22 protein-coding genes and 1 pseudogene are annotated in these 24274 nt (G+C 62.6%); 10 read left to right on the top strand and 13 right to left on the bottom strand.

Annotated elements, in window-relative coordinates:
• Positions 1–2 precede the first annotated feature (2 nt).
• Entirely contained in the window at positions 3–1037 is a 1035-nt protein-coding gene (yhjD, locus tag ACFT1A_RS15485) for an inner membrane protein YhjD (protein WP_378447719.1), read from the top strand.
• Here the strand turns inward: yhjD and ACFT1A_RS15480 are convergent.
• Positions 1034–2341, bottom strand: a complete 1308-nt coding sequence (locus ACFT1A_RS15480; RefSeq protein WP_378447718.1) for a serine hydrolase — start codon at positions 2339–2341, stop codon at positions 1034–1036. The genes yhjD and ACFT1A_RS15480 overlap by 4 nt on opposite strands.
• 103 nt (positions 2342–2444) lie before the next feature.
• On the opposite strand from ACFT1A_RS15480, the gene ACFT1A_RS15475 reads away from it, so the two are divergent.
• Positions 2445–2843: a hypothetical protein gene (locus ACFT1A_RS15475; RefSeq protein WP_378447717.1), complete on the top strand. Its 399-nt coding sequence runs from the start codon at positions 2445–2447 to the stop codon at positions 2841–2843.
• A 120-nt stretch (positions 2844–2963) separates the two neighbouring features.
• A complete protein-coding gene (locus ACFT1A_RS15470; protein ID WP_378447716.1) occupies positions 2964–3536 on the top strand; it encodes a dihydrofolate reductase family protein in 573 nt (190 codons plus the stop codon).
• A 62-nt stretch (positions 3537–3598) separates the two neighbouring features.
• Here the strand turns inward: ACFT1A_RS15470 and ACFT1A_RS15465 are convergent, their stop codons facing one another.
• The 8 genes from ACFT1A_RS15465 to iolC are packed head-to-tail and all read right to left on the bottom strand — an operon-like array spanning position 3599 to position 12802.
• Entirely contained in the window at positions 3599–5104 is a 1506-nt protein-coding gene (locus ACFT1A_RS15465) for a CoA-acylating methylmalonate-semialdehyde dehydrogenase (RefSeq protein ID WP_378447715.1), read from the bottom strand.
• Between the two features lie 24 nt (positions 5105–5128).
• Positions 5129–6013, bottom strand: coding sequence for a sugar phosphate isomerase/epimerase family protein (locus ACFT1A_RS15460; RefSeq protein ID WP_063316670.1), 885 nt, complete (start codon positions 6011–6013; stop codon positions 5129–5131).
• Between the two features lie 3 nt (positions 6014–6016).
• Positions 6017–7057 carry a Gfo/Idh/MocA family protein gene (locus ACFT1A_RS15455; protein ID WP_378447714.1) on the bottom strand — a complete coding sequence of 347 codons (1041 nt, stop codon included), beginning with the start codon at positions 7055–7057 and terminating at the stop codon, positions 6017–6019.
• A 26-nt stretch (positions 7058–7083) separates the two neighbouring features.
• Positions 7084–7989, bottom strand: coding sequence for a sugar phosphate isomerase/epimerase family protein (locus ACFT1A_RS15450; RefSeq protein ID WP_378447713.1), 906 nt, complete (start codon positions 7987–7989; stop codon positions 7084–7086).
• 52 nt (positions 7990–8041) lie between these two features.
• Entirely contained in the window at positions 8042–9997 is a 1956-nt protein-coding gene (gene iolD, locus ACFT1A_RS15445) for a 3D-(3,5/4)-trihydroxycyclohexane-1,2-dione acylhydrolase (decyclizing) (RefSeq protein ID WP_378447712.1), read from the bottom strand.
• Between the two features lie 14 nt (positions 9998–10011).
• Positions 10012–10884: a 5-deoxy-glucuronate isomerase gene (gene iolB, locus ACFT1A_RS15440; RefSeq protein ID WP_378447711.1), complete on the bottom strand. Its 873-nt coding sequence runs from the start codon at positions 10882–10884 to the stop codon at positions 10012–10014.
• A 21-nt stretch (positions 10885–10905) separates the two neighbouring features.
• Positions 10906–11805 carry an aldolase gene (locus tag ACFT1A_RS15435; RefSeq protein WP_378447710.1) on the bottom strand — a complete coding sequence of 300 codons (900 nt, stop codon included), beginning with the start codon at positions 11803–11805 and terminating at the stop codon, positions 10906–10908.
• Positions 11798–12802, bottom strand: a complete 1005-nt coding sequence (iolC, locus tag ACFT1A_RS15430) for a 5-dehydro-2-deoxygluconokinase (protein WP_378447709.1) — start codon at positions 12800–12802, stop codon at positions 11798–11800. The genes ACFT1A_RS15435 and iolC overlap by 8 nt, the downstream gene beginning before the upstream one ends.
• A 201-nt stretch (positions 12803–13003) precedes the next feature.
• On the opposite strand from iolC, the gene ACFT1A_RS15425 reads away from it, so the two are divergent.
• The 5 genes and pseudogenes from ACFT1A_RS15425 to ACFT1A_RS15405 all read left to right on the top strand — a co-directional run bounded on the left by ACFT1A_RS15425 (position 13004) and on the right by ACFT1A_RS15405 (position 18470).
• Positions 13004–13741 (top strand): GntR family transcriptional regulator, encoded by a 738-nt coding sequence (locus ACFT1A_RS15425; RefSeq protein WP_283303395.1) that lies wholly within the window; start codon positions 13004–13006, stop codon positions 13739–13741.
• A 106-nt stretch (positions 13742–13847) separates the two neighbouring features.
• The gene (locus tag ACFT1A_RS15420) at positions 13848–14996 is read left to right on the top strand and encodes a Gfo/Idh/MocA family protein (protein WP_378447708.1); all 1149 of its coding nucleotides are present in this window, start codon (positions 13848–13850) and stop codon (positions 14994–14996) included.
• 78 nt (positions 14997–15074) lie between these two features.
• Positions 15075–16413: pseudogene (locus ACFT1A_RS15415) on the top strand (MFS transporter).
• 121 nt (positions 16414–16534) lie between these two features.
• Positions 16535–17986 (top strand): rifampin monooxygenase Iri, encoded by a 1452-nt coding sequence (gene iri / locus ACFT1A_RS15410; RefSeq protein ID WP_378447707.1) that lies wholly within the window; start codon positions 16535–16537, stop codon positions 17984–17986.
• A 115-nt stretch (positions 17987–18101) separates the two neighbouring features.
• On the top strand, positions 18102–18470 hold the full coding sequence (locus tag ACFT1A_RS15405; protein WP_378447706.1) for a hypothetical protein: 369 nt from the start codon (positions 18102–18104) through the stop codon (positions 18468–18470).
• Positions 18471–18509: 39 nt separating this feature from the next.
• Here ACFT1A_RS15405 and ACFT1A_RS15400 read toward each other — a convergent pair whose 3' ends face one another.
• Both ACFT1A_RS15400 and ACFT1A_RS15395 read right to left on the bottom strand, forming a co-directional pair.
• The gene (locus ACFT1A_RS15400) at positions 18510–18827 is read right to left on the bottom strand and encodes a hypothetical protein (protein ID WP_241199139.1); all 318 of its coding nucleotides are present in this window, start codon (positions 18825–18827) and stop codon (positions 18510–18512) included.
• 62 nt (positions 18828–18889) lie between these two features.
• A complete protein-coding gene (locus tag ACFT1A_RS15395; protein WP_378447705.1) occupies positions 18890–20074 on the bottom strand; it encodes a phytanoyl-CoA dioxygenase family protein in 1185 nt (394 codons plus the stop codon).
• Between the two features lie 194 nt (positions 20075–20268).
• Between ACFT1A_RS15395 and ACFT1A_RS15390 the strand changes: the two genes are divergently transcribed.
• Positions 20269–21309 carry a Gfo/Idh/MocA family protein gene (locus ACFT1A_RS15390; protein WP_378447704.1) on the top strand — a complete coding sequence of 347 codons (1041 nt, stop codon included), beginning with the start codon at positions 20269–20271 and terminating at the stop codon, positions 21307–21309.
• Here ACFT1A_RS15390 and ACFT1A_RS15385 read toward each other — a convergent pair.
• Both ACFT1A_RS15385 and ACFT1A_RS15380 read right to left on the bottom strand, forming a co-directional pair.
• Entirely contained in the window at positions 21306–22082 is a 777-nt protein-coding gene (locus ACFT1A_RS15385; RefSeq protein WP_378447703.1) for a TIM barrel protein, read from the bottom strand. The genes ACFT1A_RS15390 and ACFT1A_RS15385 overlap by 4 nt on opposite strands.
• Positions 22079–23104, bottom strand: coding sequence for a Gfo/Idh/MocA family oxidoreductase (locus ACFT1A_RS15380; protein ID WP_378447702.1), 1026 nt, complete (start codon positions 23102–23104; stop codon positions 22079–22081). The genes ACFT1A_RS15385 and ACFT1A_RS15380 overlap by 4 nt, the downstream gene beginning before the upstream one ends.
• 121 nt (positions 23105–23225) lie before the next feature.
• Between ACFT1A_RS15380 and ACFT1A_RS15375 the strand changes: the two genes are divergently transcribed.
• A complete protein-coding gene (locus tag ACFT1A_RS15375; RefSeq protein ID WP_378447701.1) occupies positions 23226–24221 on the top strand; it encodes a LacI family DNA-binding transcriptional regulator in 996 nt (331 codons plus the stop codon).
• Positions 24222–24274: the final 53 nt, after the last annotated feature.

Below are 24274 nucleotides of genomic sequence, written 5' to 3'. Positions count from 1 at the left end.
CAATGGCTGACACGGACGACGACGCACCCAGCTTTCTGGAGAAGCAACGGGCAGCGCGACCCTGGCTCGATCATCTGGTTCGCGCCGCTGGACGGTTCCAAGAGCAAAAGGGCGACTACTACGCTGCGGGAATCACGTACTTCAGCGTTCTGGCACTGATTCCGATCATGATGGTCGCGTTTGCCGTGGCTGGTTTCGTATTGGCCGGGCATCCCGAGTACCTGGAGTCGATTCAGGAGCAGATCACCAAGAGCATTCCTGGCAGCTTGGGTGACACCATCAACACGCTGATCGATTCGGCTATCGATTCGCGCGCCAGCGTCGGAATCTTCGGTCTCCTGGGTGCCGCGTACGCGGGTCTGGGTTGGATGGCAAACGTTCGCGACGCGCTGACGGCCATGTGGGAGAGCAAGCGCGAGCCGAAGGGTTTCGTGCGCACCAAACTCGGTGACGCAGGGGCACTTATCGGTCTGGCCCTCGCCATGGTCGTCTCGCTCGGAATGTCGGCGCTGAGCAGCGGGCCGGTAGCCACTCAGATCGTGAAGTGGCTCAACCTCGAGAACATCACCGGTGTCGGTGTGGGGCTCAGAGTCGTTTCACTGTTGCTGTCACTGCTGGCGACGTGGGCGGTCTTCCTGTGGGTGATCGCCCGGCTACCGCGCGAGCCTGTCACGCTGCGCAGCGCCGCGCAGGCGGCGCTCATCGCCGCGGTTGTGTTCGAGATCTTCAAGCAGGTGGGTGCGATCTACCTCGCTGCCGTCACCGGTGGCCCCGCGGGTGTGGCATTCGGCCCGATCATCGGTTTGCTCGTGTTCGTGTTCACGGCGTCGAGGATGCTGCTTTTCTGCACGGCGTGGGCGGCGACGACAAAGGAAAGTATGGCTTTGGCCTTCGTTCCTCCGCCCGATCCCGCAGTGATCTCGCCGCGCGTGGTTGTCAGCGATGGTGCCTCACCGTCGCGTGCCGTTGCATTGATCGCCACGGGAGCGGTTGCCGGCCTGGGTCTTTCGGGCTTCCTGCGTCGTCGGCCGCGCTAGCGCCGTCGACGGTTGAGGGCGACTGCTCCCGCCACCAACGCGATCACCACCACGCCACCGACCGCGCCGATGAGGATGCGGTCAGTGGTGTCCGACTCGCTGTCGGTGGCGGTGGGTGCTGCCGAGATCGAGCCTGGTGCAGCGGCAGACGGTGTGCGGGTGACGTCGGGCGTGGCATCGTCGGTCGATCGGTCCGTCAACGAGCCGACGGTTGTGCTCGCTGGGAGTGCATATCCGTAGTCGAGTAGACGGGCAGCTTGCTCCCACGGACGGATCGGCTTGGCTTCGCCGCCCATCAATGTCACCAGTAGTTTCCGGCCGTTACGCTCCGCGGCACCCACGTACGTGTGGCGGGCGTCGTCGGTGAAGCCGGTCTTGCCGCCCAACGCACCGTCGTAGTTGTAGAGCAACTGATTGTCGTTCGCGAGAGTGAATCCGGGCCGGTCCTGATCATCGGGAATTGTCGGGTCCTTGGGGAAGCCGGGGAACTCGACGGTCTCGGTATGGATCAGACTGGCGAATGTCGGGTTCTGCAGTGCGGTATGGAATATCACGGCCAGGTCGTACGGTGAGCTGCTCATCCCCGGGCCGTCGAGTCCGGACGGAGTTGCCGTGCGAGTATCGAGGGCGCCGAGGTCGGCGGCGAGGGCATTCATCTTCGACACGGCTGCAGCGTCACCGCCGAGTTGACGGGCAAGAGCATGCGCTGCATCGTTCCCCGACGCCATGACCAGACCTTGCATCAGCTGTCGGTTGGTGTACTTACCGCCCTTGCCGATGCCGACGGCACTACCTTCAGCGTCTGCGTCCTCGGCCGTTGCGGTGATTTCGGTGTCGAGATCGAGTTCGTCGAGCGCGACGAGAGCCAACAGCATCTTGATGGTGCTGGCCGGTCGGTAGCGACCGTGCGGATCTTTGGCGGCGAGGACCTCGCCGGTTTCAGCATCCGCGAGTACCCATCCGGATGCAGCGATGTCGGCCGGGAGCGGGGCAGCGCCGTCTGGGAGCACAACACCACACTCGTCGAGCTTGTCTCCACCGACGGGGCTTTCCGGAATCGGGACAGCAGTCGGGACCGTGGATCCGGGCGCGGGAGCTTCGGAGAGATCGATCGCCGGTGCCGGGCTACTCGTGAAGGGGCAGCTGTCGGTGTTGGGTGTTGTGAACGGCGCCTCGGTGGTGGTCGGCGGCGGGGCCGGTTGGGCGCCGGCGATTCCCGAGCTACCTACGACACCGGAAAACGCAATGCTCCCTGAGAGCACTGTTCCGGCCACTGCCACTGCACACTTTCGACGCCACATCATCGATATACGAGGGTATGCGAACCAGAGTGAACGTCCGAATCGCCACGCAAGCGCGGGTATCGAAAACAGACGATTCGGTTTGTACATCGGTCATAATGGACGGATGGACCTCGCAGGCATACGTGGACGCCGGACGCTCGCGGCAACGACGCTCGTCGGAGCATTGGCTGCTGTCGTCGGATGTTCCGGCGATTCGGAACGGTCGGCCGAGAGCCAAATCTCTGCCGTCGTCGGTCAGAGTTTCGAATTCATGGCCGAACGAGACTGGGAGGCAGTGGACAGCACTCAATGCAGTTCGATGCGCAGCGAGAGTCCGCGGGTCGAAGAGTCGCCGTTCGACGACGCACTTGCCAGTCTGAGACTGGACGGTGTTGAGAACATCGTGGTGAACGGGGATTCGGCGACGGCCAACACCCGCCATTACAGCACCGAGGATCCGTCCGCGATGATGCGCGAGGACATCACATTGATCAAGGAGAACGGCGCCTGGGTTGTGTGCTGACGTCTTCGGATGCTGACGTTGCCGATTGCCGTCGATGAGTTCCCCGGCCACGCAGAGTCTGTAACAGTGGGGTAGTCGACTACTCGAATGGCGCACACGCACTGACGACAGGGGATCGGTATGGGCAAGATCGTGGTGACAGAATTCGTGTCTTTGGACATGGTGATGGAAGCGCCCGGTGGTGAACCGGGTTATGCGCACACTGGATGGGTCTTTCCCTACCAGGAGGGCGATCAGATGAAGTTCAAACTCGACGAAACCCTCGCCGCGGACGTGCTTCTACTCGGTCGGCGGACCTACGAGAGTTTTGCCGGTGCCTGGCCTGAGCGGGAGGACGACCAAGGCTTCGCGGACAAGATGAACGAGATGCCCAAGTACGTCGTCACGAGTTCGACCGAGCCGCTCGAATGGAACAACTCGACGGCGCTCACCGGTCCTATCGAGGAGTCCGTCCCGAAGCTCGAGGAGCAGGTCGACGGCGAGATTCTGGTGGCGGGAAGTCGGACGCTCGTCCACGCGTTGCTGTCGGCGGGTCTGGTCGACGAGCTGCGCCTGATGGTCTTCCCGGTCATTCTCGGGTCCGGCGGGAGGGTCTTCCCCGAATCGGCCGACAAGATCGTCCTCGAGTTGAAGGACGATCGTCGATACGAATCCGGAGTTCAGGTACTGACGTACCACCCCACCGTCGCGTAGCCCTGTCGAAAACATCTGTGGCCGAGCCTCTTCGAGAGTCTCGGCCACAAATGTCTTGCCGGCTAGCTGTTCTCGGGGAAGCCGAGGTTGATACCGCCGTGGCTGGGGTCGAGCCAGCGACTGGTGACGGCCTTGCCGCGCGTGAAGAAATGAACACCTTCGGTCCCGTGGGCGTGGGTGTCGCCGAAGAGGCTGTTCTTCCAGCCGCCGAAGCTGTAGTAGGCCATGGGAACCGGGATGGGGACGTTGATGCCGATCATGCCGACCTCCACCTCGTTCTGGAAGCGTCGGGCAGCGCCGCCGTCGTTGGTGAAGATGGCGGTGCCGTTTCCGTACGGATTGTTGTTGATCAGTTCGAGGGCTTGGTCGTAGGTGTCGACACGCACGACGGACAGGACAGGTCCGAAGATTTCGTCCGTGTAGATCGACATGTCGGTGGTGACGTGGTCGATGAGGGTGGGCCCGAGCCAGAAGCCGTCAGCTCCACCATCGGCCTGAACTGTGCGTCCGTCGACCACGATGGTGGCGCCGTCCTTCTCGCCTGCATCGACGTAGGAGGCGACCTTGTCGCGGTGGGCCTGGGTGACAAGCGGACCCATGTCGGGGTTCTTGGTGCCGTCGCCGGTGACGAGGGGAGTGGTGCGTTCGACGATCTTGGCCACGAGTTCATCTGCAATGTCGCCGACCGCTACGAGGGCGGAGATTGCCATGCAGCGTTCGCCGGCGGAACCGAATCCCGCGTTGACCATTGCGTCGGCGGCGAGGTCGAGGTCTGCGTCCGGTAGAACGATCGCGTGATTCTTGGCGCCGCCGAGTGCTTGGACGCGTTTGCCGTTGGCGGTGCCGGTGGCATAGACGTACTGGGCGATAGGGGTGGAACCGACAAACGAAATCGCTTTGACTGCTTTGTTTTCCAGGAGTTCGTCCACGGCGAGTTTGTCACCTTGGAGGACGTTGAAGACGCCGGGAGGCAGACCGGCTTCGGCCCAGAGTTCGGCGAGCCAGATGGCGGCGGTGGGGTCCTTCTCCGAGGGCTTGAGAATCACGGTGTTCCCGGCGGCGATGGCGACCGGGAAGAACCACATGGGGACCATCGCGGGAAAGTTGAAGGGGGAGATGATGCCGACGGGGCCGAGGGGTTGGCGGATGGAGTAGACGTCGACCTTGGTCGAGGCGTTCTCGGTGTATCCGCCTTTGAGGAGATGCGGTATTCCGCAAGCGAATTCGACCACTTCCTGCCCGCGGCTGATTTCGCCGAGGGCGTCGGAGAGAACCTTGCCGTGCTCGGCTGTGATGATCTCGGCGAGTTCACCTTTGCGAGCATTGAGGAGTTCGCGGAAGCTGAACAGTACCTGCGTGCGCCGGGCCAGTGAGGTGTCACGCCAGGCGGGGAAGGCTGCGGCAGCCGCGTCGATGACGGTGCGGGCGTCCTCGAGGTTCGCCAGGGCCAGTCGGCCGGTGATCTGTCCGGTGGCGGGGTTGGTGACGGGGGCGGTGTCCTCGGACGTTCCGGCGAACGGCTTGCCGTCCAACCAGTGCGCGATGACACGAGTATCAGTGCTGGTCATGGTATTTCCTAGTGGTCTGGTGACTCAGGAGTTCGGGGAGGTGTACTTGGCGACGTAGTCGTTCATCGTCTCGCGCTGGTATCGGGAAACCTCGTGCGCGTTTTCGTTCTCGGCGAAGACGCTCGACACCATCACGGTGTTCTCACGTTCGTAGAAGCCGAGTTTTCCCAGGCCTCCGAAGAATTCGTCCCAGTTGACGTCTCCGTCACCGATCTTGAGATGTTGATGCACTCGAACGGCGTTGCCTGGCGGGTTGGTGATGTAGCGCAGTCCGTGGGAACGGTGATGGTCCATGGTGTCCGCCACATGAACGAGACGGACCATGTCGCCGGCGGCCTCCATGATGGCGGGGAGGTCCCCACCCATGTGGAATTGGTGGCACGCCACGATCACCATGCCGAGGTTCTTGGAGTTCACGCCGCGGATCGTGCGGATCGCGGCAAGTCCGTCTTCGACAAAATCGTCCGGGTGTGGATCGATCAGGACGTCGATTCCCTCGCGCTCGATGATCGGAACCAGTTCCTCCATCGAACGATAGAACGCACGCTCGGACTCTTCGGCTTTTTCGGGGCGGCCGGAGAATTCGGTGTTCATGACGTTGACTCCGAGGTCGACGGTGATCTGGATGGCCCGTTTCCAGTACCGCACTGCTGCTTCGCGGGCGTCCTCGTCCGGGCCGGACCAGCGAAGGACCGGGAGCACCGAAGCGATGCCGACTCCTGCACTCGCGCAAGCCTTCCGGAATTTGGCGACGAGTGCGTCGTCAGCTTTCGGGTGATTGAAGAACGGGATCATGTCGACGTGCGGTGTGAGTTGCAGGTACTCGTACCCGAGATCGGCAACAACCTGAGGAAGCTCGAGCAGTGAGTAATCGTGGTGGAACGGTGTGGGATCGAGTGCGACCTTCATCGTTTACGCTCCGGCTACCGAGGTTCGCGGAACCATGTCGACAACTACGCGCTGACCAGACTCGAGGGACTTCACACCAGCGGCGCAGACCGCGGCCGCGGCGTAGCCGTCCCAGGCGCCGGGGCCGTCGATGTAGTGACCGGTGTCGGCGCCGGTCTTGACGGCCTTGATCCAGCGGGCAAACTCGGTGTCGTACGCCTGCCCGAAGCGTTCGCGGAATCCTGGGGTGATCTGCCCACCCCAGTTGCCGGGCTTGCTCTTTCGGATCAACCCCACGTCGAGTCCGATCATCGCGCTGCCGAGTTCGCCGACAACCTCGGTGCGCACCTCGTAGGCGACGCCGGTGGTGACAAAAACCTCGGCGTCGACGTGCCTGCCTGACTCGGTCTCGAAGATCGCGATCTGCGGGTCCTGAATACCCGCGGGAGCCAGCGAATTCGCGGCCGGTCGGATGATCTGGACGGAGGTGATTTCTTCGTCGAGCAGGAAACGTGTCACGTCGACCTCGTGGACGAGTGAGTCCTTGACGATCATCGCGCTGTCGAAACCCTTCGGAACCGCAGGATTACGATGCGCACAGTGCAGCACGAGCGGGCGACCGAGATCGCCGCTGTCGATCAAATCCTTGAGCTGGGTGTATTCGTGGTCGAACCGCCGCATGAAGCCGACCTGGATCAGCTTCTTGCCCAGCGCTGCTTCGGCTTTCACGATCGCCAGCGAACTGTCCGCGTCGGTGGTCAGCGGCTTTTCGCAGAGAACAGGCTTGCCCGCTTCGAGGCAGGCAAGAACCTGCTTCTCATGAGTCGGGCCCGGGGTTGCGAGAACAACGGCGTCGACGTCTTCGGCTGCGATGGCATCGAACGGGTCGACGACGACGCGCGCCCCTGGCGTCAGTGCTGCGATTTCCTCGGCGCGGGCCAGCGAGTAGTCGTTGACGACGGTGACGCGGGCACCGCCGATCTTGTTGGTGATGCGGTCGACGTGATCGGCCCCCATGATGCCGACGCCGAGCACTGCGATCCGGAGATCCTGGTTGTCAGACATGCGGTGGTACTCCTCGATTGTGTTGCTCAGCTGAAACGGACGGCGGGGACGCCACAGGTGGACAGGTACTTCTGGGTGCGCGCTGCGATGGGCAGCGGTGTGTCGGGATGGCAGGGATACATGTCCTGCTCGACGATCGCGAACACGTCGATGCCGAGCTTCTCGATGGCCTCCAGAAGCGGTGGCATGTCGGGGATTCCGCGCGGCGGTTCGATCATGGCACCGAGTTTGACGGCCTCACCGAACGGCAGGTCCTCCGCCTCAACCTTGGCGACTATCGCCGGATCCACCTGCTTGAGGTGTAGGTACCCGATGCGCTCCGGATGTTTGTCGATAATTGCGAGATTGTCACCGCCGCAGTAGCTGATGTGGCCGGTGTCGAGACACAGATTCACGAAACGCTCGTCGGTCCCTTCGAGGAACTTGTAGACGTTGTCCTCGATGTCGACGTGACTGTCGGCATGAGGATGGTACTGCGCCATGACGCCGTACTCCTCGAGCATCGCCTTCCCGAGAGCGTTCATGCCGTCGGTTTTCTTACGCCACTGCTCAGGCGTCAGATTGCGGTCTTCGAGTACCGCTCCGGTGGAAGGATCGCGCCACATCTCAGGGATGACCACCACGTGCTTGCCGCCGACGGCCGCGGTCAACTTGGCGACGTCCTTGATCTGATTCCAGACGGCATCCCAGGAATTATCCTGGTGCAGGTGTTCGAAAACGGTACCGGCCGACAGCTTCAGGCCGCGGGCGCCGAGTTCGTCCGTCAACTTGGCTGGATCGGTCGGAAGGTATCCGAACGGGCCGAGTTCGATCCATTCGTATCCCGACGCGGATACCTCGTCGAGGAATCGTGTGTAAGGGGTCTGCTGTGGATCGTCCGGAAACCACACGCCCCAGGAGTCGGGGGCTGATCCGACGCGAATCGCGCTCATGTCTAGATTCCTTTCGCGGGCAAGCTTTATGGGGTGTGGTTGTGCGGAATTTTCATTCGGATGGACGGAGGTACGGTCGCTGGATCTTCTTCCAGGACTCGTACGTTGTCCGTGCGTTCTTGGTGGACTCCAGTTCGGAGGTGGCCGATACCGGTACATCCCACCAGGATTCGCTGTCCGGGGCGCCGATCAGCGGATCGGTTTCGACGTGGATGACCGTACTGGTGTCGCTTGCTTTGGCAACCTTGATCGCGTCGGCGAACTCGGCAGCGGTGTTGGCGCGGATGACGTCGACACCGAGGCTGGCGGCGTTCGCGGCCAAATCGACCGGGAGAACCCCTCCGTCGAGACGTCCGTCATTCGAGCGGTAGCGGTACTGCGTGCCGAAGCGCTGGGAACCGAGCGATTCGGACAGCGAACCGATGGAGGCAAATCCGTGATTTTGCACCAAAATGACGATGACCTTGAGGCGTTCCTGCACGGCGGTGACCAATTCTGTGGCCATCATCAGATAGGAACCGTCGCCGACCATGACGAACACGTCGCGATCGGGACAAGCCATCCGGACGCCCAGACCTCCCGCAACTTCGTATCCCATGCAGGAGTATCCGTATTCGACGTGATAGCCCTTCGAATCGCGAGTACGCCACAGCTTGTGGAGGTCACCCGGCATGGACCCGGCAGCGCACACCACGACGTCACGTGGATCGGACAGAGTGTTGACCAGACCGATCACCTGATTCTGATTCAGCGACCCGTCGGCTGCAGGCTCGGCCGGGTTGTATACCGATTCGACGACAGCATCCCAATCGCGAGCGAGTTCACCGATCCTGGACGCGTACTCGTCGTCCACCCGGTAGTCGCTCAGCGCGAGCGCCAGGGCGTCGAGAGCCTCACGCGCGTCGGCCACCACACTGACACCGCCCTGCTTCACGGAATCCAGTGAAGCGACGTTGATGTTGACGAAGCGAACGTCTGGATTGGTGAAGGCGGTGCGGGATGCGCTCGTGAAATCGCTGTACCGCGTACCGATTCCGATGACGACGTCCGCCTCGGTGGCCAGAGCGTTTGCAGCGGTGGTGCCAGTGGACCCCACCGCTCCGACGGATTGTGGATGGTCGTAGACCAAGGAACCCTTGCCGGCCTGGCTCTGCCCCACGGGGATTCCGGTCTGCGCGCAGAACGTTGCCAGAGAGTCCGTGGCCTGGCTGTAGATCACGCCGCCGCCGGCGACGATCAGCGGCTTGCGAGCCGAACGGATGATCGCGGTGGCGCGTTCGATCGCCGATCGCTCGGGGAGCGGACGGGCCACGTGCCAGACTCGTTCGGCGAAGAACGACTCTGGCCAGTCGAAAGCCTCGGCCTGTACGTCCTGCGGGATGGCGATGGTGACTGCGCCGGTCTCGACGGGGTCGGTGAGAACTCGCATGCCGGCCAGCAGAGCGCTCGGCAACTGTTCCGGGCGCCATACCCGATCGAAGTATCGCGAGACCGGTTTGAAAGCGTCGTTGACTGTGACGTCACCGCTCGACGGGAGTTCGAGTTCCTGCAGGACCGGGGCACTGGCTCGGGTCGCGAAAGTATCTGCGGGCAGAAGTAATACAGGTAGACGGTTGATGGTGGCCAGTGCCGCACCGGTGATCATGTTGGTGGCGCCCGGGCCGACGCTGGACGAGACTGCCCACGTCTGCAGGCGGTCCATCATGCGGGCGTGGGCGACCGCCGAGTGCACCATCGCCTGTTCATTGCGGCCGAGCACGTAGGGGAGCGTCGGCTCACGGCCGGCGTCGAGGTCCTGGATCTCGGCCTGCAAGAGTGCCTGCCCCAACCCGGCGACGTTCCCGTGCCCGAAGATTCCGAAGCAGCCGGCAAACAGCTTGGTGCGCTGGCCGTCGCGTTCGGTGTACTGGTTGGCGAGGAAGCGGACGACAGCTTGAGAAACGGTGAGGTGAACGGTCGGCTCGTCGCGAGGTAGACGATTGCCGGTTGCGTTGTTGGTGGGTGCCACAGCTTTCACTTCCGTCAGTTGTGGGACTGCAACGGCAGTCGAGGGTCGATGTCCTGGTGATCCCAGCTTCCGCGCAGCCAGGTGTGTTGCGGATCGTCACAGATGTTCCACGCCCGGATCTCGCCCGAACCTGCCATGACGTTGAGGTAGTACATGTGGTGCCCCGGCGCTGCGATGGACGGGCCGTGATAGCCGTGCGGCACGAGGACGACGTCGCCTGAGCGGACTTCCTCGAGCACCTCGATAGGTCTCTCGGCGGTTCCGTACACGCGGTGGTAGCCGAATCCTTCGGTGCCGGTCGGGCTTCGGTCGATCTCGAAGTAATAGATCTCTTCCAAGGCCGATTCGACGTCGCTGTTCTCGTCGTGTTTGTGGCTGGGATACGACGACCAGTTCCCGCCGGGGGTGATGACCTCACACGCGATGATGGAGTCGGCCTCGAAGGTGTCTGCGGTGGCGAAGTTGTGAACCTGTCGGCTGCAGTTCCCGGCACCGCGGAGCTCGACCGCAACTCCTGAAGCCGGGCCGTATCGATGGGGGAGCTTTGCGCCGGCGCGCGCTCCGCACAGTGCAAAGCGGCCTCCGCCGGTGCTGCTGACCGAGTAGTCGGCGTCGCGTCCTACGTACGCGAAATCGCTCGGACCGTCGAAAACCGATGCGCGGCCAGTGAGGGGAATCTCCGTCCCCTCGGCAACGACGACGGCCGAACCCGCCAGTGGAACGACGATGATCTCGTTCTCGCCGGACTGCAGGTGGACGTTCGCACCCGGGGCGAGTTCGAGTGTCCACAAGCTGGATTCGGTCCACCCGGCAGACTCCGGTGTGACCACTGTCGTGAAATCACCGTCGGCGGAAGAGTCGGCGGGGACATAGTACTTGCTGAACATCTTGCTCCTGCCAGGTCGGTTCTAGTGGACGAGCTTGACTGCGGTGTCGACGGCCGCGGTCACGTCGCCGTCGGGTGGGTAGAGCAGCGCGCGCCCGACTATCAATCCGCGCACGGACGGCAACTGAAGGGCAGCGTCCCACTTTGCGTACGTCTCTTCCGGCGCGATCTGCGGGTCGCCGCCCAACAGGAGCGTCGGGAGAGTCGTCGCATCCATGACCCGTTCCATCTCGTCGACGACTGGCAACTTCATCCACGTATACGCCGAGGTGGAGCCGAGGCCCTGGGAGATATGGATGGACTTGATGACGGCGTCGGGGCTGAGATCGTTGACCACCTTGCCGTTCACGCGGCTGGAGAGAAACGGCTCGAGCATCGCGATCAGTCCGGCCGCGGCCAGTTCGTCCACGGCTTCCGCACATGCCGTCATGGTGGGCAGAGTGCCCGCGTCGTCGAGTGCGATGCGCAGCAGCATCTTTCCGCCGTTCATACCGAACTTTGCGGTACCGGCCGCGGTGTAACCCGTCATGCGGTCGTCGAGTTCGAAGCTGGCACCTGCCAGGCCGCCGCGGTTCATCGACGAGAAGACGACCTTGTCGTCGAGAGCGCCGAGGAGGAGCAGATCGTCGAGAATGTCCGCAGTACCGAGAACGCCGTCGACTCCGGGATTGTCGAGAGCAGTGCGCAACCGGTCCAGCAGATCGGTACGACTGTTCATCGCTGTCGGCTTGCCGCCGACAGACAGCGCCCCACGCGCCGGATGATCGGCCGCGACGATCATGACCCGGCCATTGCCTCGAACAGTGGCGCGAGGAGTTCGTGCAGCCCAAGCCTTTTCGATGATCTGCGGATCGCTCGCACGCAGTTCCGTCACTTCGGCGTAGGTGGTGGCGAGGGGGCGGGCGGCGAGCTTGTCAGACATTGACTGCCTCCGTGGCTGTGGCTTCGGCGAGATCGTGGACTTCTTCGGCGGTCGGCATCGCAGTGGAGCATTCGAGCCGAGATGCGACTATCGCGCCGGCCGCGTTGGCGTAGCGCAGTACCTTCTCCAGCGGCCACCCGGCCAACAGTCCGTGGCACAGTGATCCGCCGAAGCTGTCGCCTGCTCCCAGCCCGTTGACCACGTCGACGGTGTTGGGCGGCACGGTGATCGACTGCTTTCGCGTTTTGCCGAGTACACCCTTCGGGCCCTGCTTCACGATGGCCAGTTCGACTCCGAGGTCGAGAAGCGCGTCCGCGGCCTTGTTCGGGTTGGTCTCACCGACAGCGATTTCGCACTCTTCACGATTTCCCACGGCTACCGTCACGTGTGCGAGGGCGCGCTGTACCTGCGTGGTCGCGTCCTGCGGCGTCGACCAGAACATCGGGCGGTAGTCCAGGTCTAGAACGGTCAGCGGGCGGCGTTCGCGGGCTTCCCAAGCGGCGAAGTGTGCGCTGCGGCTCGGTTCTTCGGACAGCCCCGTCACAGTCGACCAGTACAGCGAGGCTGTTCGAACGGCGTCGAGGTCGATGTCTTGCGGGGTGATCCGAAGATCAGGCGCATGCGGCTTGCGATAGAAGTACAGAGGAAAGTCGTCCGGGGGGAAGATCTCGCAGAACGTCACCGGTGTCGGATGCTCCGAATTGGTGACGACAAACCTGTTGTCGACACCGAGACGTGCCAATTCGCGTGTGACGAACTTCCCGAAGGGATCGTTGCCGACGCCGGAGATTAATGCTGCTCGCCGACCGAGGCGCGCGGCCGCCACCGAGACATTGGCTGCGCTGCCGCCGAGGAACTTGCCGAACGTCTCGACGTCCTCGAGTCCGACACCGGTCTGAAGTGGGTAGATGTCCACACCCGATCGGCCGATGGCAAGCACGTCGAAGGGTGCGTCAGGGATGTGTGACCCGCTCTGGTGAGTGTTGATGCTTGTCAAAACTGACTCCCGAGAGTTCGTGGTGGGTTGCCCACGCAGGGCACCGATGTATGACTGAAACTGTGCGCCGCGACACAGCGATTGTCAATAGTTTGTCTGGACATTATGACTTGCGGTCAAGTGAATGTTAGTGTTCGCATACACTGCCGAGAGAAGTAGCGTCGATACGGCGCCTTCCCAAGTCAGAGATCGGAGTTGACCGTGGTCGCAGCACTCGCCGTCGAGTTGGACCGCTCGAGCCCGGTGCCGCTGTATTTTCAGCTGGCCCAGGCAATCGAGGGCGCTATTCTCGGTGGCGACCTTGCCCCAGGCGATCGGTTCGAGAACGAACTTGCGTTGGCCAAACGGCTCAATCTCTCGCGTCCGACCACACGGCGCGCGATCCAGGAATTGGTGGACAAGGGCTTACTTGTTCGCAAGCGGGGTGTCGGAACTCAGGTGGTGCAGAGTCCCGTGCACCGCCCTGTCGAGCTCACCAGCCTGTTCGACGACCTGGCGAGAGCAGGCCAGGCTCCGACGACCAAGCTCCTCGAGTTCACGGTGGGAGTTCCCGGCGAGGACGTTGCCGCGGAGCTCAACCTCGAACCAGACGCCGAAGTGGCCACCATCAGGCGTCTGCGGAGCACCAACGGCGAACCACTGGCAGTGATGACCAATTACATTCCGGTGGACATCGCACCCGATCCCGAGGAGTTGGAGACGCAGGGGCTCTACCAGACCTTGCGAACTCGCGGCGTTCACATTCGTGTGGCTCGGCAGCGAATCGGCGCCCGGGCGGCGACTCGCGAAGAAGCAGGATTGCTCGACGAGAAAGTGGGTGCTGCCCTCTTGACCATGAGCCGCACTGCATTTGACGATTCAGGTAGCGCCGTCGAGTACGGCAGCCACTGCTACCGAGCGTCGCGTTACTACTTCGACACCACTGTGGTCGACCGCTAGATCTCGATCCCGGTGACACGAGTACCCGCCTGACTGAGTCAGTGGGGGTGATTTGTGACCCCAGAATTTCTGCGATCCTTCGATCATTTGACCCGAACGGAGCCTCATGACAGGCATTTCTGTAGCAGTTGCCGGATTCGGATGGATGGGCCGCGTACACACGCAGGCGTATCTGCGTTTGCGGCAGCACTATCCCCAGCTTCCCGTGATCCGCCTCGCTGCCGTCGCCGACGAAGTGCCGGGCCGAGGGGAGGAAGCCGCGGACCAATTCGGCTTCGACGCTTTCACCCAGGACTGGCGCGATATCGCAGCCGATCCGGCGATCGACGCGGTGAGCATCACGGCCCCGAACTTCTTGCACCGTGAAATCGGCGTCGCAATGGCAGAGGCCGGCAAACACATCTGGATCGAGAAGCCCGTCGGGTTGTCCACGGAAGACGCGAAAGCTGTTGCAGCAGCTGTCTCGAAGGCCGGTGTGCAGTCGAGCGTCGGCTTCAATTATCGAAATGCGCCGGCCGTGGCCCTGGCAAAAAGCCTGATCGAGTCGGGGGAGCTGGGCACGATCACCCATTCGCGTTTTCGCTTCCTGAGTGACTACGCGGCGCACCCCGAAGGCGCTTTGAGTTGGCGGTACGAGCGTGAGCGCGGCGGCGCCGGCGTCTTGGGTGACTTGGCTTCGCACGGTATCGATCTCATCCGTCATCTCCTCGGAGACGTCGACGCCCTCGTTGCGGATACTGCCATCTTCATCCCGGAGCGGGCGCGACCGTCCGCCGCAACCAGTGGACATGCCCGCGCCAGCGGCGGAGAGATGGGGGCTGTCGAGAACGAGGACTTCGTCAGCGCACTGCTGCGCCTCGGTTCGGGTGGCCGCTGCACCCTCGAAGCTTGCCGCGTCGCCGTGGGAGAGCAGAACAATTACGGATTCGAGATTCACGGTACGAAGGGCGCCGTGTTCTGGGACTACCGCCGGATGGGTGAACTGGGCACCAGCCTCGGCTCGAAGTACCAGGACCAATCCGTCACGACGGTGTTGGTCGGCCCCGAGTCGGGTGAGTTCGGCCGCTTCCAGCCCGGCGCGGCCAACGCGATGGGCTACGACGACCTGAAAGTGATCGAGGCTCGCAATTTCATCTCCTCGATCGTGGGCGGAGCGCCGCAGGGCGCGGCCATCGCTGATGCAGTCGCGTCGGCGCAGGCTCTGGACGCGATGGTCGCCTCGGTGTCCTCCGGTGGCTGGATTTCTCTCGGCTGATCGAGAATCGCTCCGAAAGGCTCTGGTGCAGTGACATTTCCCCGCGGACTGGCGTTGCTGGTGGCAGCAGCGCTGTTCATGGAGATGCTCGACGCGACGATTCTCACAACGGCGCTGCCGTCGATCGCCGAATCCTTCGGAGTCGCTGCCGTCGACGTCAATGTCGCCGTTTCTTCGTATCTCTTGGTGTTGGCAGTCTTGATTCCGGCGAGCGGATGGATGGCCGACAGATTCGGAACGCGCCGTGTCTTCATCTCCGCCATAGCCGTTTTCACTGTGGCATCGGTGGGATGTGCACTCAGTACGTCCCTCCCGATGCTGGTGGGAATGCGCGCATTACAAGGGGTAGGCGGCGCCATGATGGTGCCGGTGGGGAGGCTCGCAGTATTGCGGGTGACGTCGAAGGCGGAACTGGTACGGGCAATCGCCTACCTGACGTGGCCGGCGCTCACAGCGCCGGTTCTCGCGCCCGCTCTGGGGGGAGCCATCGTGTCGATCGCGTCGTGGCGCTGGATATTCCTGATCAACGTCCCGATCGGGATCGTCGGGTTTCTCCTTGCATTGCGCATGGTGCCTGAAATTCGGGAAGCGCAAAAACGAAGCCTCGACTGGCTGGGCCTGGTGGTGATCGGAGCAGGCGTCGCCGTGCTCGTTGTGGCACTCGACAGCGTGCACAGTTCCGGGACCGATTGGATTCGAGTGGGCCTCGGGATCGTTGTGTCTCTGATCTTGTTGACCTTGGCCGTCATTCACCTCCTCCGGTCGGATCACCCGCTCATTGCGCTCGGGGTCCTGCGGCTCCGATCGTTTCGGATTGTCGCGTCGAGCGGCTCGCTGTACCGGCTCGTGATCATGGGTGTGCCGTTTGTGCTGCCGCTGTTGTTCCAAGTGGGATTCGGAATGTCGGCGTTCAACGCTGGTCTGCTGGTGATGGCTCTGTTTGTGGGCAACATCGCGATCAAACCGCTCACCACGCCGCTCATGCGCAGGTTCGGGATCAGACGAGTTCTGGTGGGGAACGGCGTTCTGTCGGTGGTGTGCTTCGGTGCGCTGGCACTGATTTCGTCGTCGACACCGGACGGAGTTTGTCGCCGTGGCGCTGTTCGTCAGTGGCGCGCTGCGATCAATCGGGTTCACCGCGTACAACAGCTTGGCATTCGCCGAGGTCGACTCGGGGGAGCTGACCGATGCCAATACCTTGCATGCAACCCTGCAGGAGCTGGCGTCCGGTCTGGGTATTGCGCTGTCCGCGTTGGTGATCACGCTCTTCACGCCGCTGGCGGAGTCCGGTGATCTTGGCGGAGGAGTGCCGTTTTCGCTGACACTGGGTGTTCTCGGGCTCATGCTGGTGCCGACGGTGATCGAGAGTTGGCGGCTCCCGCACGGTACAGGCGCTGCGGTGTTTGCGCGCCGATGAAGAGGGGCCTCCCGCCACTTTCATCATAACGCGGGACCGGGGGCTTGCGGCAAGGCCCGGGTGATGGTGCAGACTCGGCTGCTGCGAGCAAGCAAATGCCTTGCCCGGAGGAGGGGTTTGCATGAGTGACATCATCATCGTCGGTGCCGGACCAACCGGATTGATGCTGGCAGGCGAGCTCCGGCTACACGGCGTCGACGTCGTTGTCATTGACAAGGACGAGGAGCCGACCCGGTTCGTCCGTGCCCTCGGCATTCACGTCCGCAGCATCGAAATCATGGAACAGCGCGGGTTGCTGGACAAGTTCCTCGCGCACGGCCGCAAGTACCCGCTCGGCGGATTCTTCGCGGGGATCAGCAAGCCGGCACCCGCTCACCTCGATACTGCGCACGGATACGTACTGGGCATACCTCAGCCCGAGATCGACCGGATTCTTGCCGAACATGCCACCGAAGTCGGCGCGGACATTCAGCGAGGGAAGCGCGTCGTCGCAATCCGTCAAGACAGTGACAACGTCACAGCGGAATTGTCGGACGGCACAACACTTCACGCGCGGTACCTCGTAGGCTGCGACGGTGGGCGTAGCACCGTTCGGAAGCTGATCGACGTCGGGTTTCCCGGCGAGCCGTCGAGCGCCGACACGCTGATCGGCGAAATGGACGTGACAATGCCGGCTGATGAACTGGCCGCCGTTGTCGCCGAAATCCGGGAAACGCACAAACGATTCGGAGTCGGTCCCGCCGGCAATGGTGCTTTTCGCGTCGTGGTACCCGCGGCCGAAGTTGCCGACGGTCGCGCGGTTCCGACGACGCTCGACGACATCAAGCAACAGCTACTGGCCATTGCCGGCACCGACTTCGGTGTGCACTCGCCGCGGTGGCTCTCGCGCTTCGGTGACGCCACCCGACTGGCGGAGCACTACCGCCGTGACCGGGTTTTCCTCGCCGGCGATGCCGCTCACATCCACCCACCGATGGGCGGACAAGGCCTCAATCTCGGTGTCCAAGATGCCTTCAACCTCGGCTGGAAGCTCGCCGCAGAGATCAACGGTTGGGCGCCGGAGAGCCTGCTCGACACTTACGAATCGGAACGGCGTCCGGTGGCTGCCGACGTTCTCGACAACACGCGCGCGCAGGCGGAGCTGATCTCCACCGCAGCCGGTCCACAAGCTGTGCGACGCTTGATCTCCGAGCTGATGGACTTCGAAGACGTCAAGCGTTATCTGACCGAGAAGATCACTGCGATCTCGATTCGCTACGACTTCGGCGAAGGTGACGACCTACTCGGTCGGAGGCTGCGGAACATCGCGTTGACGCGCGGCAACCTCTACGACCTGATGCGATCCGGCCGCGGACTCCTGCTCGACGGACTTCTGCTCGACCAGGGTGGCCAACTGTCGGTAGATGGTTGGAGTGATCGCGTCGACCACGTGGTCGACACCAGCACCGAATTGGACGCACCGGCCGTACTGCTTCGACCGGATGGTCACGTGGCATGGGTCGGGGATTCGCAGGCGGAGTTGGATACTCAGCTGTCCACGTGGTTCGGCCGGCCGGCGAGGGGCCCCGTGTGACTCTTCGGATTCGGCAACCGAGCACCGTGGCGACTCGGACGCACTACCGTTGACGACTATGAGGCGAAGGTCAGCACAGGTTGCGGTTGCGGCAGCGGGCTCTGTGGGAGCGCTGATGCTGACAAGCTGCACGACCAATGTCGATGTGCCGAAAACCTTTGCCGCCACGATAACGGTGACCGGTCAGGCAGAGCAAGCCGAGACGGTCTCTGGAGAGTGCGTGATCGATATGATCCGTGTTGCTCCGAACGACCAGATTCAGATTTTCGGGGGCAGCGGCGCTGCATCCGCAAGGTCGACACTCGAGGTCGAGGCAATCGATCAACTTCCCGACGGAATGAGCACCTGCTCCTACACCGCACATTTTGATGCCGTCCCCGCAAACCAGAGAAACTATGAGGTGAGCTTGGGCCACTTCTCTTCGGAGTCCTTCAGCTCAGATGAGTTGGAGAACGGTATCACCTATCAACTTCGCCGGCCCTGACCGAACCAGTTCTCCCTCGCGTTGTATCCGGTCCGACTTTCACTCAGCTCGCTTGGTGGTCCCGTCGCCTCCGCGCTGCCGAGCCTTGCCGGGGTTGATGTGGAGCCGAACACCCTCATAGGCGACTGTGTACGGCACATCGTCGTCGTTGTCCGGGTCGCCGGAGTCCGCAGGATCCGGAAGTTCCGCGATCTGTTCGATGACAGTCTGTGCTCGCGCCGCACCGGGATCGAACATCTCCTGAAACGGCCCGACGAACGACCCCCCAAGCCCGCGGCGCCTTGCCCGAACAGCCGCCCACCCGAACACCGCCAACGGGCCGATCATGGCGAACAGCACTAATAAGTCCCACCCCATGCCACGAGCGTACCGACTGACCGGCATTAAGCGGCTCGAGTGCTCTTCAGCGCCGCCGTCCGTCAGCTCATTCGCCTCTCGGACTGCGCCTTCAGCAGATCGGCCAGTCGATCAGGTGAGATCCGCTCGCGAACCGCCTCCATCACGAGTTCGGCTTGCGTCTGAGGCGCGAGGCCGTCGATCGGTTGGTCTCGGTCCAGATTGGTCGGGAAGGCGTAGCCCTCAGCGGAAGCGGCGACGGCGTACCGAACTGCCTCGTCTGACCCCGCCTCGCTGAGGGCGAGCAGTGCCGGATAGATCGCGTTGACGAGCGCCTCCCGGTCAATGGTTCCGAGGGCGCGACCGAAGGCTGACGACACCTGAAGAAGATTTGCCATACGCAAGACGTCGGCGGACTTATTGTGGCCGGCGGCGTGGAACAGTGCAGGGTTGAAGAAGACGGCATCTCCCTTCTCCAAAGGTAATTGGACGTAATTGGCCTCGAAGAACTCCTTGAACTCGGGACGCTCGAACGCGAGGTATCCGGATTCGAATTGTTGGGAGTACGGCAGATATTTTGTCGGGCCCGTCTCGACCGGCATGTCCACATGGGCGACTGCACCTTGCAAGGTGAGGGCGGGGGTCAAGCGATGAACGTGCGCCCGGAACTTCGCAGCGACGTCGCTCGACATGAAACCGAGGTGGTAGTCGCGATGTGGATTCTGTGCGGCGCCACCGGGATTGACGACGTTGACGTCCGACGTCACCTGATACATGGGGCCGAGCCAGGCTTCCGAAGCTAAAGCGACAATGCTGTTTGCGTAGTAGTCGACGTAAGCCTTGGGATCTTCGAGCGCCAACTTCAGTTGTGCTCCCCAGATCCGGTCATTGGCTCCGGGTTTGGCGAAGTGATCCCCGGACGTCGCGCCGGATTCGTGTTGGCGCGCAATGAGTTCACGGAAGACCGCACTGGCGCGATCCAATACCTCCGCGTCGAACGCGCCTTGGAAGACCGTGATGCCTGGACCGGTGAGTAACGCGCGGGCGATCTCGTCCTGAATCTCCGCCCGGATTTCAGGATTCGACAATTGGTCGACCAGTGCATCCGAGCGGTAGAGAAGAACGCCGTCGGCCACCGAATGGGCGTACGGGTAGTCGGCGGGGTCTGTCTCGTGGGCGACCAGAGCGGCGAAGTCTTCGATGTTGCAATCTTCTCGGTGCAACCTACCCGCGGACGGCACGGTGTGGTCGGTCAGTGCTGGAGTCATTCGGGGACCTTTCCTGCAGTGTTCAAGATGCGCTCTACCTCAAAGACTGCCAAGGAGAAGCCATCGAAACTACCCCCGAAATCCATCAAATAGACCTCAGAATTCTTCGCTCAATAGCTTCACCCAGTTTTCCAATTTAGCTGGACAACATAATGTCCTTACATATTTCGAGATTCGACTCTACAGTTCGAGGCATGACTTCTTCTACAGTTCTGGAACTCCCTCGCACCCGGGTCCCCGATCCGATCGACGCCCCGACTTTGCGCTGGGGGATCCTCGGTCCTGGCTGGATTGCGCAGCGCTTCGTGGAATCCCTGCAGACCAATACAGCTCAGGAGGTAACGGCAGTTGCTTCGCGCGGACTGGCCCGAGCTCAGGCCTTCGCGGACCAGTGGGGGATCCGTTGCGCTCACGGTAGCTACGACGCTTTGCTTGCGTCCGAGGCGGTGGACGTCGTCTATGTAGCAACGCCGCACACAGCCCATTTCGATTGCGCGATGGCGGCATTGGATCACGGCAAGCATGTCGTGATCGAAAAACCGCTTGCCTTGAACGGTGCACAGGGGCGTGCCATTCGAGAGAGGGCAACGGCGCTCGGACTGTTCTGTATGGAAGCGATGTGGACGTCGTTCCTGCCCAAGTTCGACGTGATCGACCAGATCATCGAGGCTGGATTTCTGGGAACCATACGTACGGTTCTGGCAGATCACGGTGAACGGTTCGAGACCGATCACCGTATTTACGATCCGACGCTCGCGGGCGGGCCGCTTCTCGACCTCGGGACCTATCCGGTCAGTCTTGCGCATCGCGTACTAGGTGTTCCGAGTTCGGTTTTCGCTCTCGGTCAACCGGCCAACCACCAAGTGAACGGCCAGATTTCCGCGGTGCTCTCGTGGTCCGGTGTAGCTCAGGCCAGTCTGAGCACCACCATCCTCGCAGACACACCCAACACCGCCTCGATCTGCGGCGACAAGGGGATGATCGTTCTGGACTCGACGTTCTACCGCCCCGGGTCCTTTACTGTCCTGCTCGGAGACGGAAGATCTGCGCGCTACGACGACGCGGTCGACGGATACGTCGGCGGTCTCGCGTTCGAGGCGGCCGAGGCGGCGCGGCGGATCACCGCCGGGGATGTCGAGTCTCCGGTCCATCCGCTCGCCGCGGCCATTGCGACGCTCGACATCCTCGACGAGATCCGCCGTCAGGTAGGGATCACGTTCCCGGGTGAGGGCTAGAGAGTAAAGGCCTTCCGGAAAGCAGTGAGCGCGGCGTCACTGTCTCCCGACGCCCAACCCTCCAAACCGATTGTGCCGGTGTATCCCTGGTCGGCGAGAACGCGTGCGATGGCGGGGTAGTTGATCTCGCCAGTTCCAGGTTCGCAGCGCCCAGGTACGTCGGCCACCTGAATCTCTCCGATGTTGTCACCGCAACGCCGCACGAGTTCGATGAGGTTCCCCTCGCCGATCTGCGCGTGGTAGAGGTCGAGCATCATCTTGAGGTTCGGGTGTGAGACGGATTCCACCAGTGCCAGAGTGTCTTTGGCTCGGGCCATCGGAACTCCGGGGTGATCGACAATCGTATTGAGATTCTCGAGGCAGAAGACAACTCCGGCGTCTTCGCCGAGGCGCGCGATCTTCTCGAGAGCGCGTTGGGCCGTCAGCCACATCGCTCCCGTAGTTCGATACTGCGGGCGCGCAGCCTGTCCGTCGATCAGCTCACCGGTATGGAAGTTCAGCCGGGGAACGCCGAGTTTCGCTGCCGGAGCGAGGCACAGCTGCGCCGTGCGTACCAGTTCGGCGCTGCCCGCCTCGTCGAACAAATCGCCGTGCAGGTAGCCGGTCATCGAGGAGAACCGAGCTCCGGTAGCGACAAGAGCGTCGAGGTCCTTGTCCTGCCAACTCCAGATTTCTGCCGCAAAGCCCGCATCCGAGATCCGCCGAACACGTTCTTCGAAGGGCAATTCGGTGAACGTCATCTCGGCGGAGACTGCCAAGTCGAAGGGGTTCATCGCGGCACCGACAGTAGCGACACCGGCAGTCCGGTTTCCACGGATTCTTTTGCAGCCAAGGCAATTTCCAGCGCATTGCGGGCATCGAGACCGTCAACTGACGGCGCAGTGCCGGAGCGGACGCAATCGGCGAAGTGTGCCAGCTGAGCGACATAGGCGTCATGGAAGAGTTCGATGTTCACCCGAGGTGTGTCGGCCAGAACACCCGGCGAGCTGTAATGACGCATCGCGGTCCGAGTGACCTCTCCTGCACTCACCATTCCTCCGGAACCGAAAACTTCACCGCGCACGTCATAGCCGTAAGTGGCCTGGAAGTTGGCCTCGGCCGACGCGAGGGCGCCGTTGTCGAAGCGCAACTGAACCATCGACGTATCGAGGTACCCCTGCTCCTTGTACTGCGGATGGACGAGAGCATCGGCCTGCGCGAACACCTCGACGACGCGTGCCCCCGGGTTGAGCCAGAGCAGAGCGTCGAAGTCGTGAATCAGCGTCTCGTTGAAGATGGTCCACGGCTTGACCCGAGCAGCGACGTCGGCGGTGATGCCCGGATCGCGGGTCAGGGAACGCAGTAGCTGTGGGGTCCCGATCCCGCCGGTGGTGATCACGTCGTGGGCTGCCGCGAAATCAGCGGCGAAGCGCCGATTGAAACCGACTTGCAGCGCAACGTTGTTCGCAGCGCACGCGCCGATTGCGCGATCGGCGTCTTCGAGCGTCAAGGCCATCGGCTTTTCACAGAAGACATGTTTGCCGGCCTCCGCTGCTGCTACCACGAGATCGGTGTGAGTTGATGCGGGCGTACTGATGAGCACCGCTTCGACGGTCGGATCGGCGATCAGTTCGAGTGCATCGGTATACGGGCGAGTGTCGGGACTGACACGCTCTGTCAACGACGCCGCAGCGCCGGGCGCGGGGTCGGCGACGGCGACCAGACGGGTGCCGGGGATGCGCAGCGCGACGGACTCGCCGTGGAAACGGCCGATCCATCCGGCGCCGATGAGACCGACTGCAACAGAGGCAGACATGGGGGCTCCGTTCGGAGTGAGAATGAGGAACTAGATCGTTCTAGTGATGCCAGTAAAGCGCCGGTTGCGGCGCGCGTCAACGTTTGCGTGCGTACTTGCTGGAACGATCTAGTCTGTTGAGGTGAACAGTCGACGCCCCACCTTGCAGGATGTTGCCGATCTGGCCGGAGTGTCACGCGCACTGGTGTCCATCGTCATTCGTGATGTCCCGGGTGCCAGCGATGCGACGCGTGTACGGGTCAAGGCGGCCGCGGACCGACTCGGCTATCGACCCGACAACGCGGCGCGACTGCTACGGCAACATCGCAGCCGCTTGATCGGTGTCAGTTACGTTGCGGCGCAGACATTTCACGCGGAGCTGCTCGACGAGATCTACGACGCAGCAGAACGCTTGCGCTACGACGTCGTCCTCAGTGCCGTCTCGGATCGCAGGCCTGGCTCGCGCGCCGTGCGTACCCTTCTCGATGACCGATGCGAGGCGATCTTGCTGTTGGGTTCGCAGGCGCCGGAATCGGAGATCGTCGACCTGGCGGCCAAGGTTCCCGTCGTCGTGCTCGCGCGGAAGATGCCCTCAGCGCATGTGGACGTTGTCCGCACGGACGACGAGGCGGGCGCCATGATGGCCGTGAATCATCTCGTTGAACTCGGGCACCGCTCGATCGTCCACGTCGACGGCGGACGCGGTCCGGGTGCCCAGGAGAGGCGTCAGGGCTACCGGAAGGCCATGCGGGCGGCCGGCCTGGAATCGCGGCTCCTTCCTGGTGGTCTCACGGAGGAGTTCGGGGCAGACGCCGCGCGGTCGATGGTCGAAGAAGGGCTTCCCAGTGCGGTCTTCGCTTTCAACGATCGTTGCGCGCTCGGAGTCCTGGACGTCTTCTTGCGTTCCGGAGTCTCGGTGCCCGGCGACGTCTCCGTGATCGGATTCGACAACAGTGCATTGGCAGGTTTGACGCACATCGATCTGACCAGTGTCGGGCAGGACACGGCGTTTCTGGGCGGCGCCGCGGTGGAGCGGATCTCCGAACGCCTCGACGGCGGAAGTGGACTCTTGGGCAAGGACATAGTCGCGCAGCCACAACTAGTAGTTCGAGGTTCAACTGGACCTGCAGCGCGTTGACCTGGCGTTTCCACGGGATCCGGTTTGTCCCGTCTTTGATAAGCAGTCCTAAT

This window comes from Rhodococcus sp. NPDC057135 (assembly GCF_042670865.1).
GTDB lineage: Bacteria > Actinomycetota > Actinomycetes > Mycobacteriales > Mycobacteriaceae > Rhodococcus_F.
Note: the sequence above shows the minus strand (reverse complement) of the source record. Positions and strands in the feature narration are given on the sequence as shown.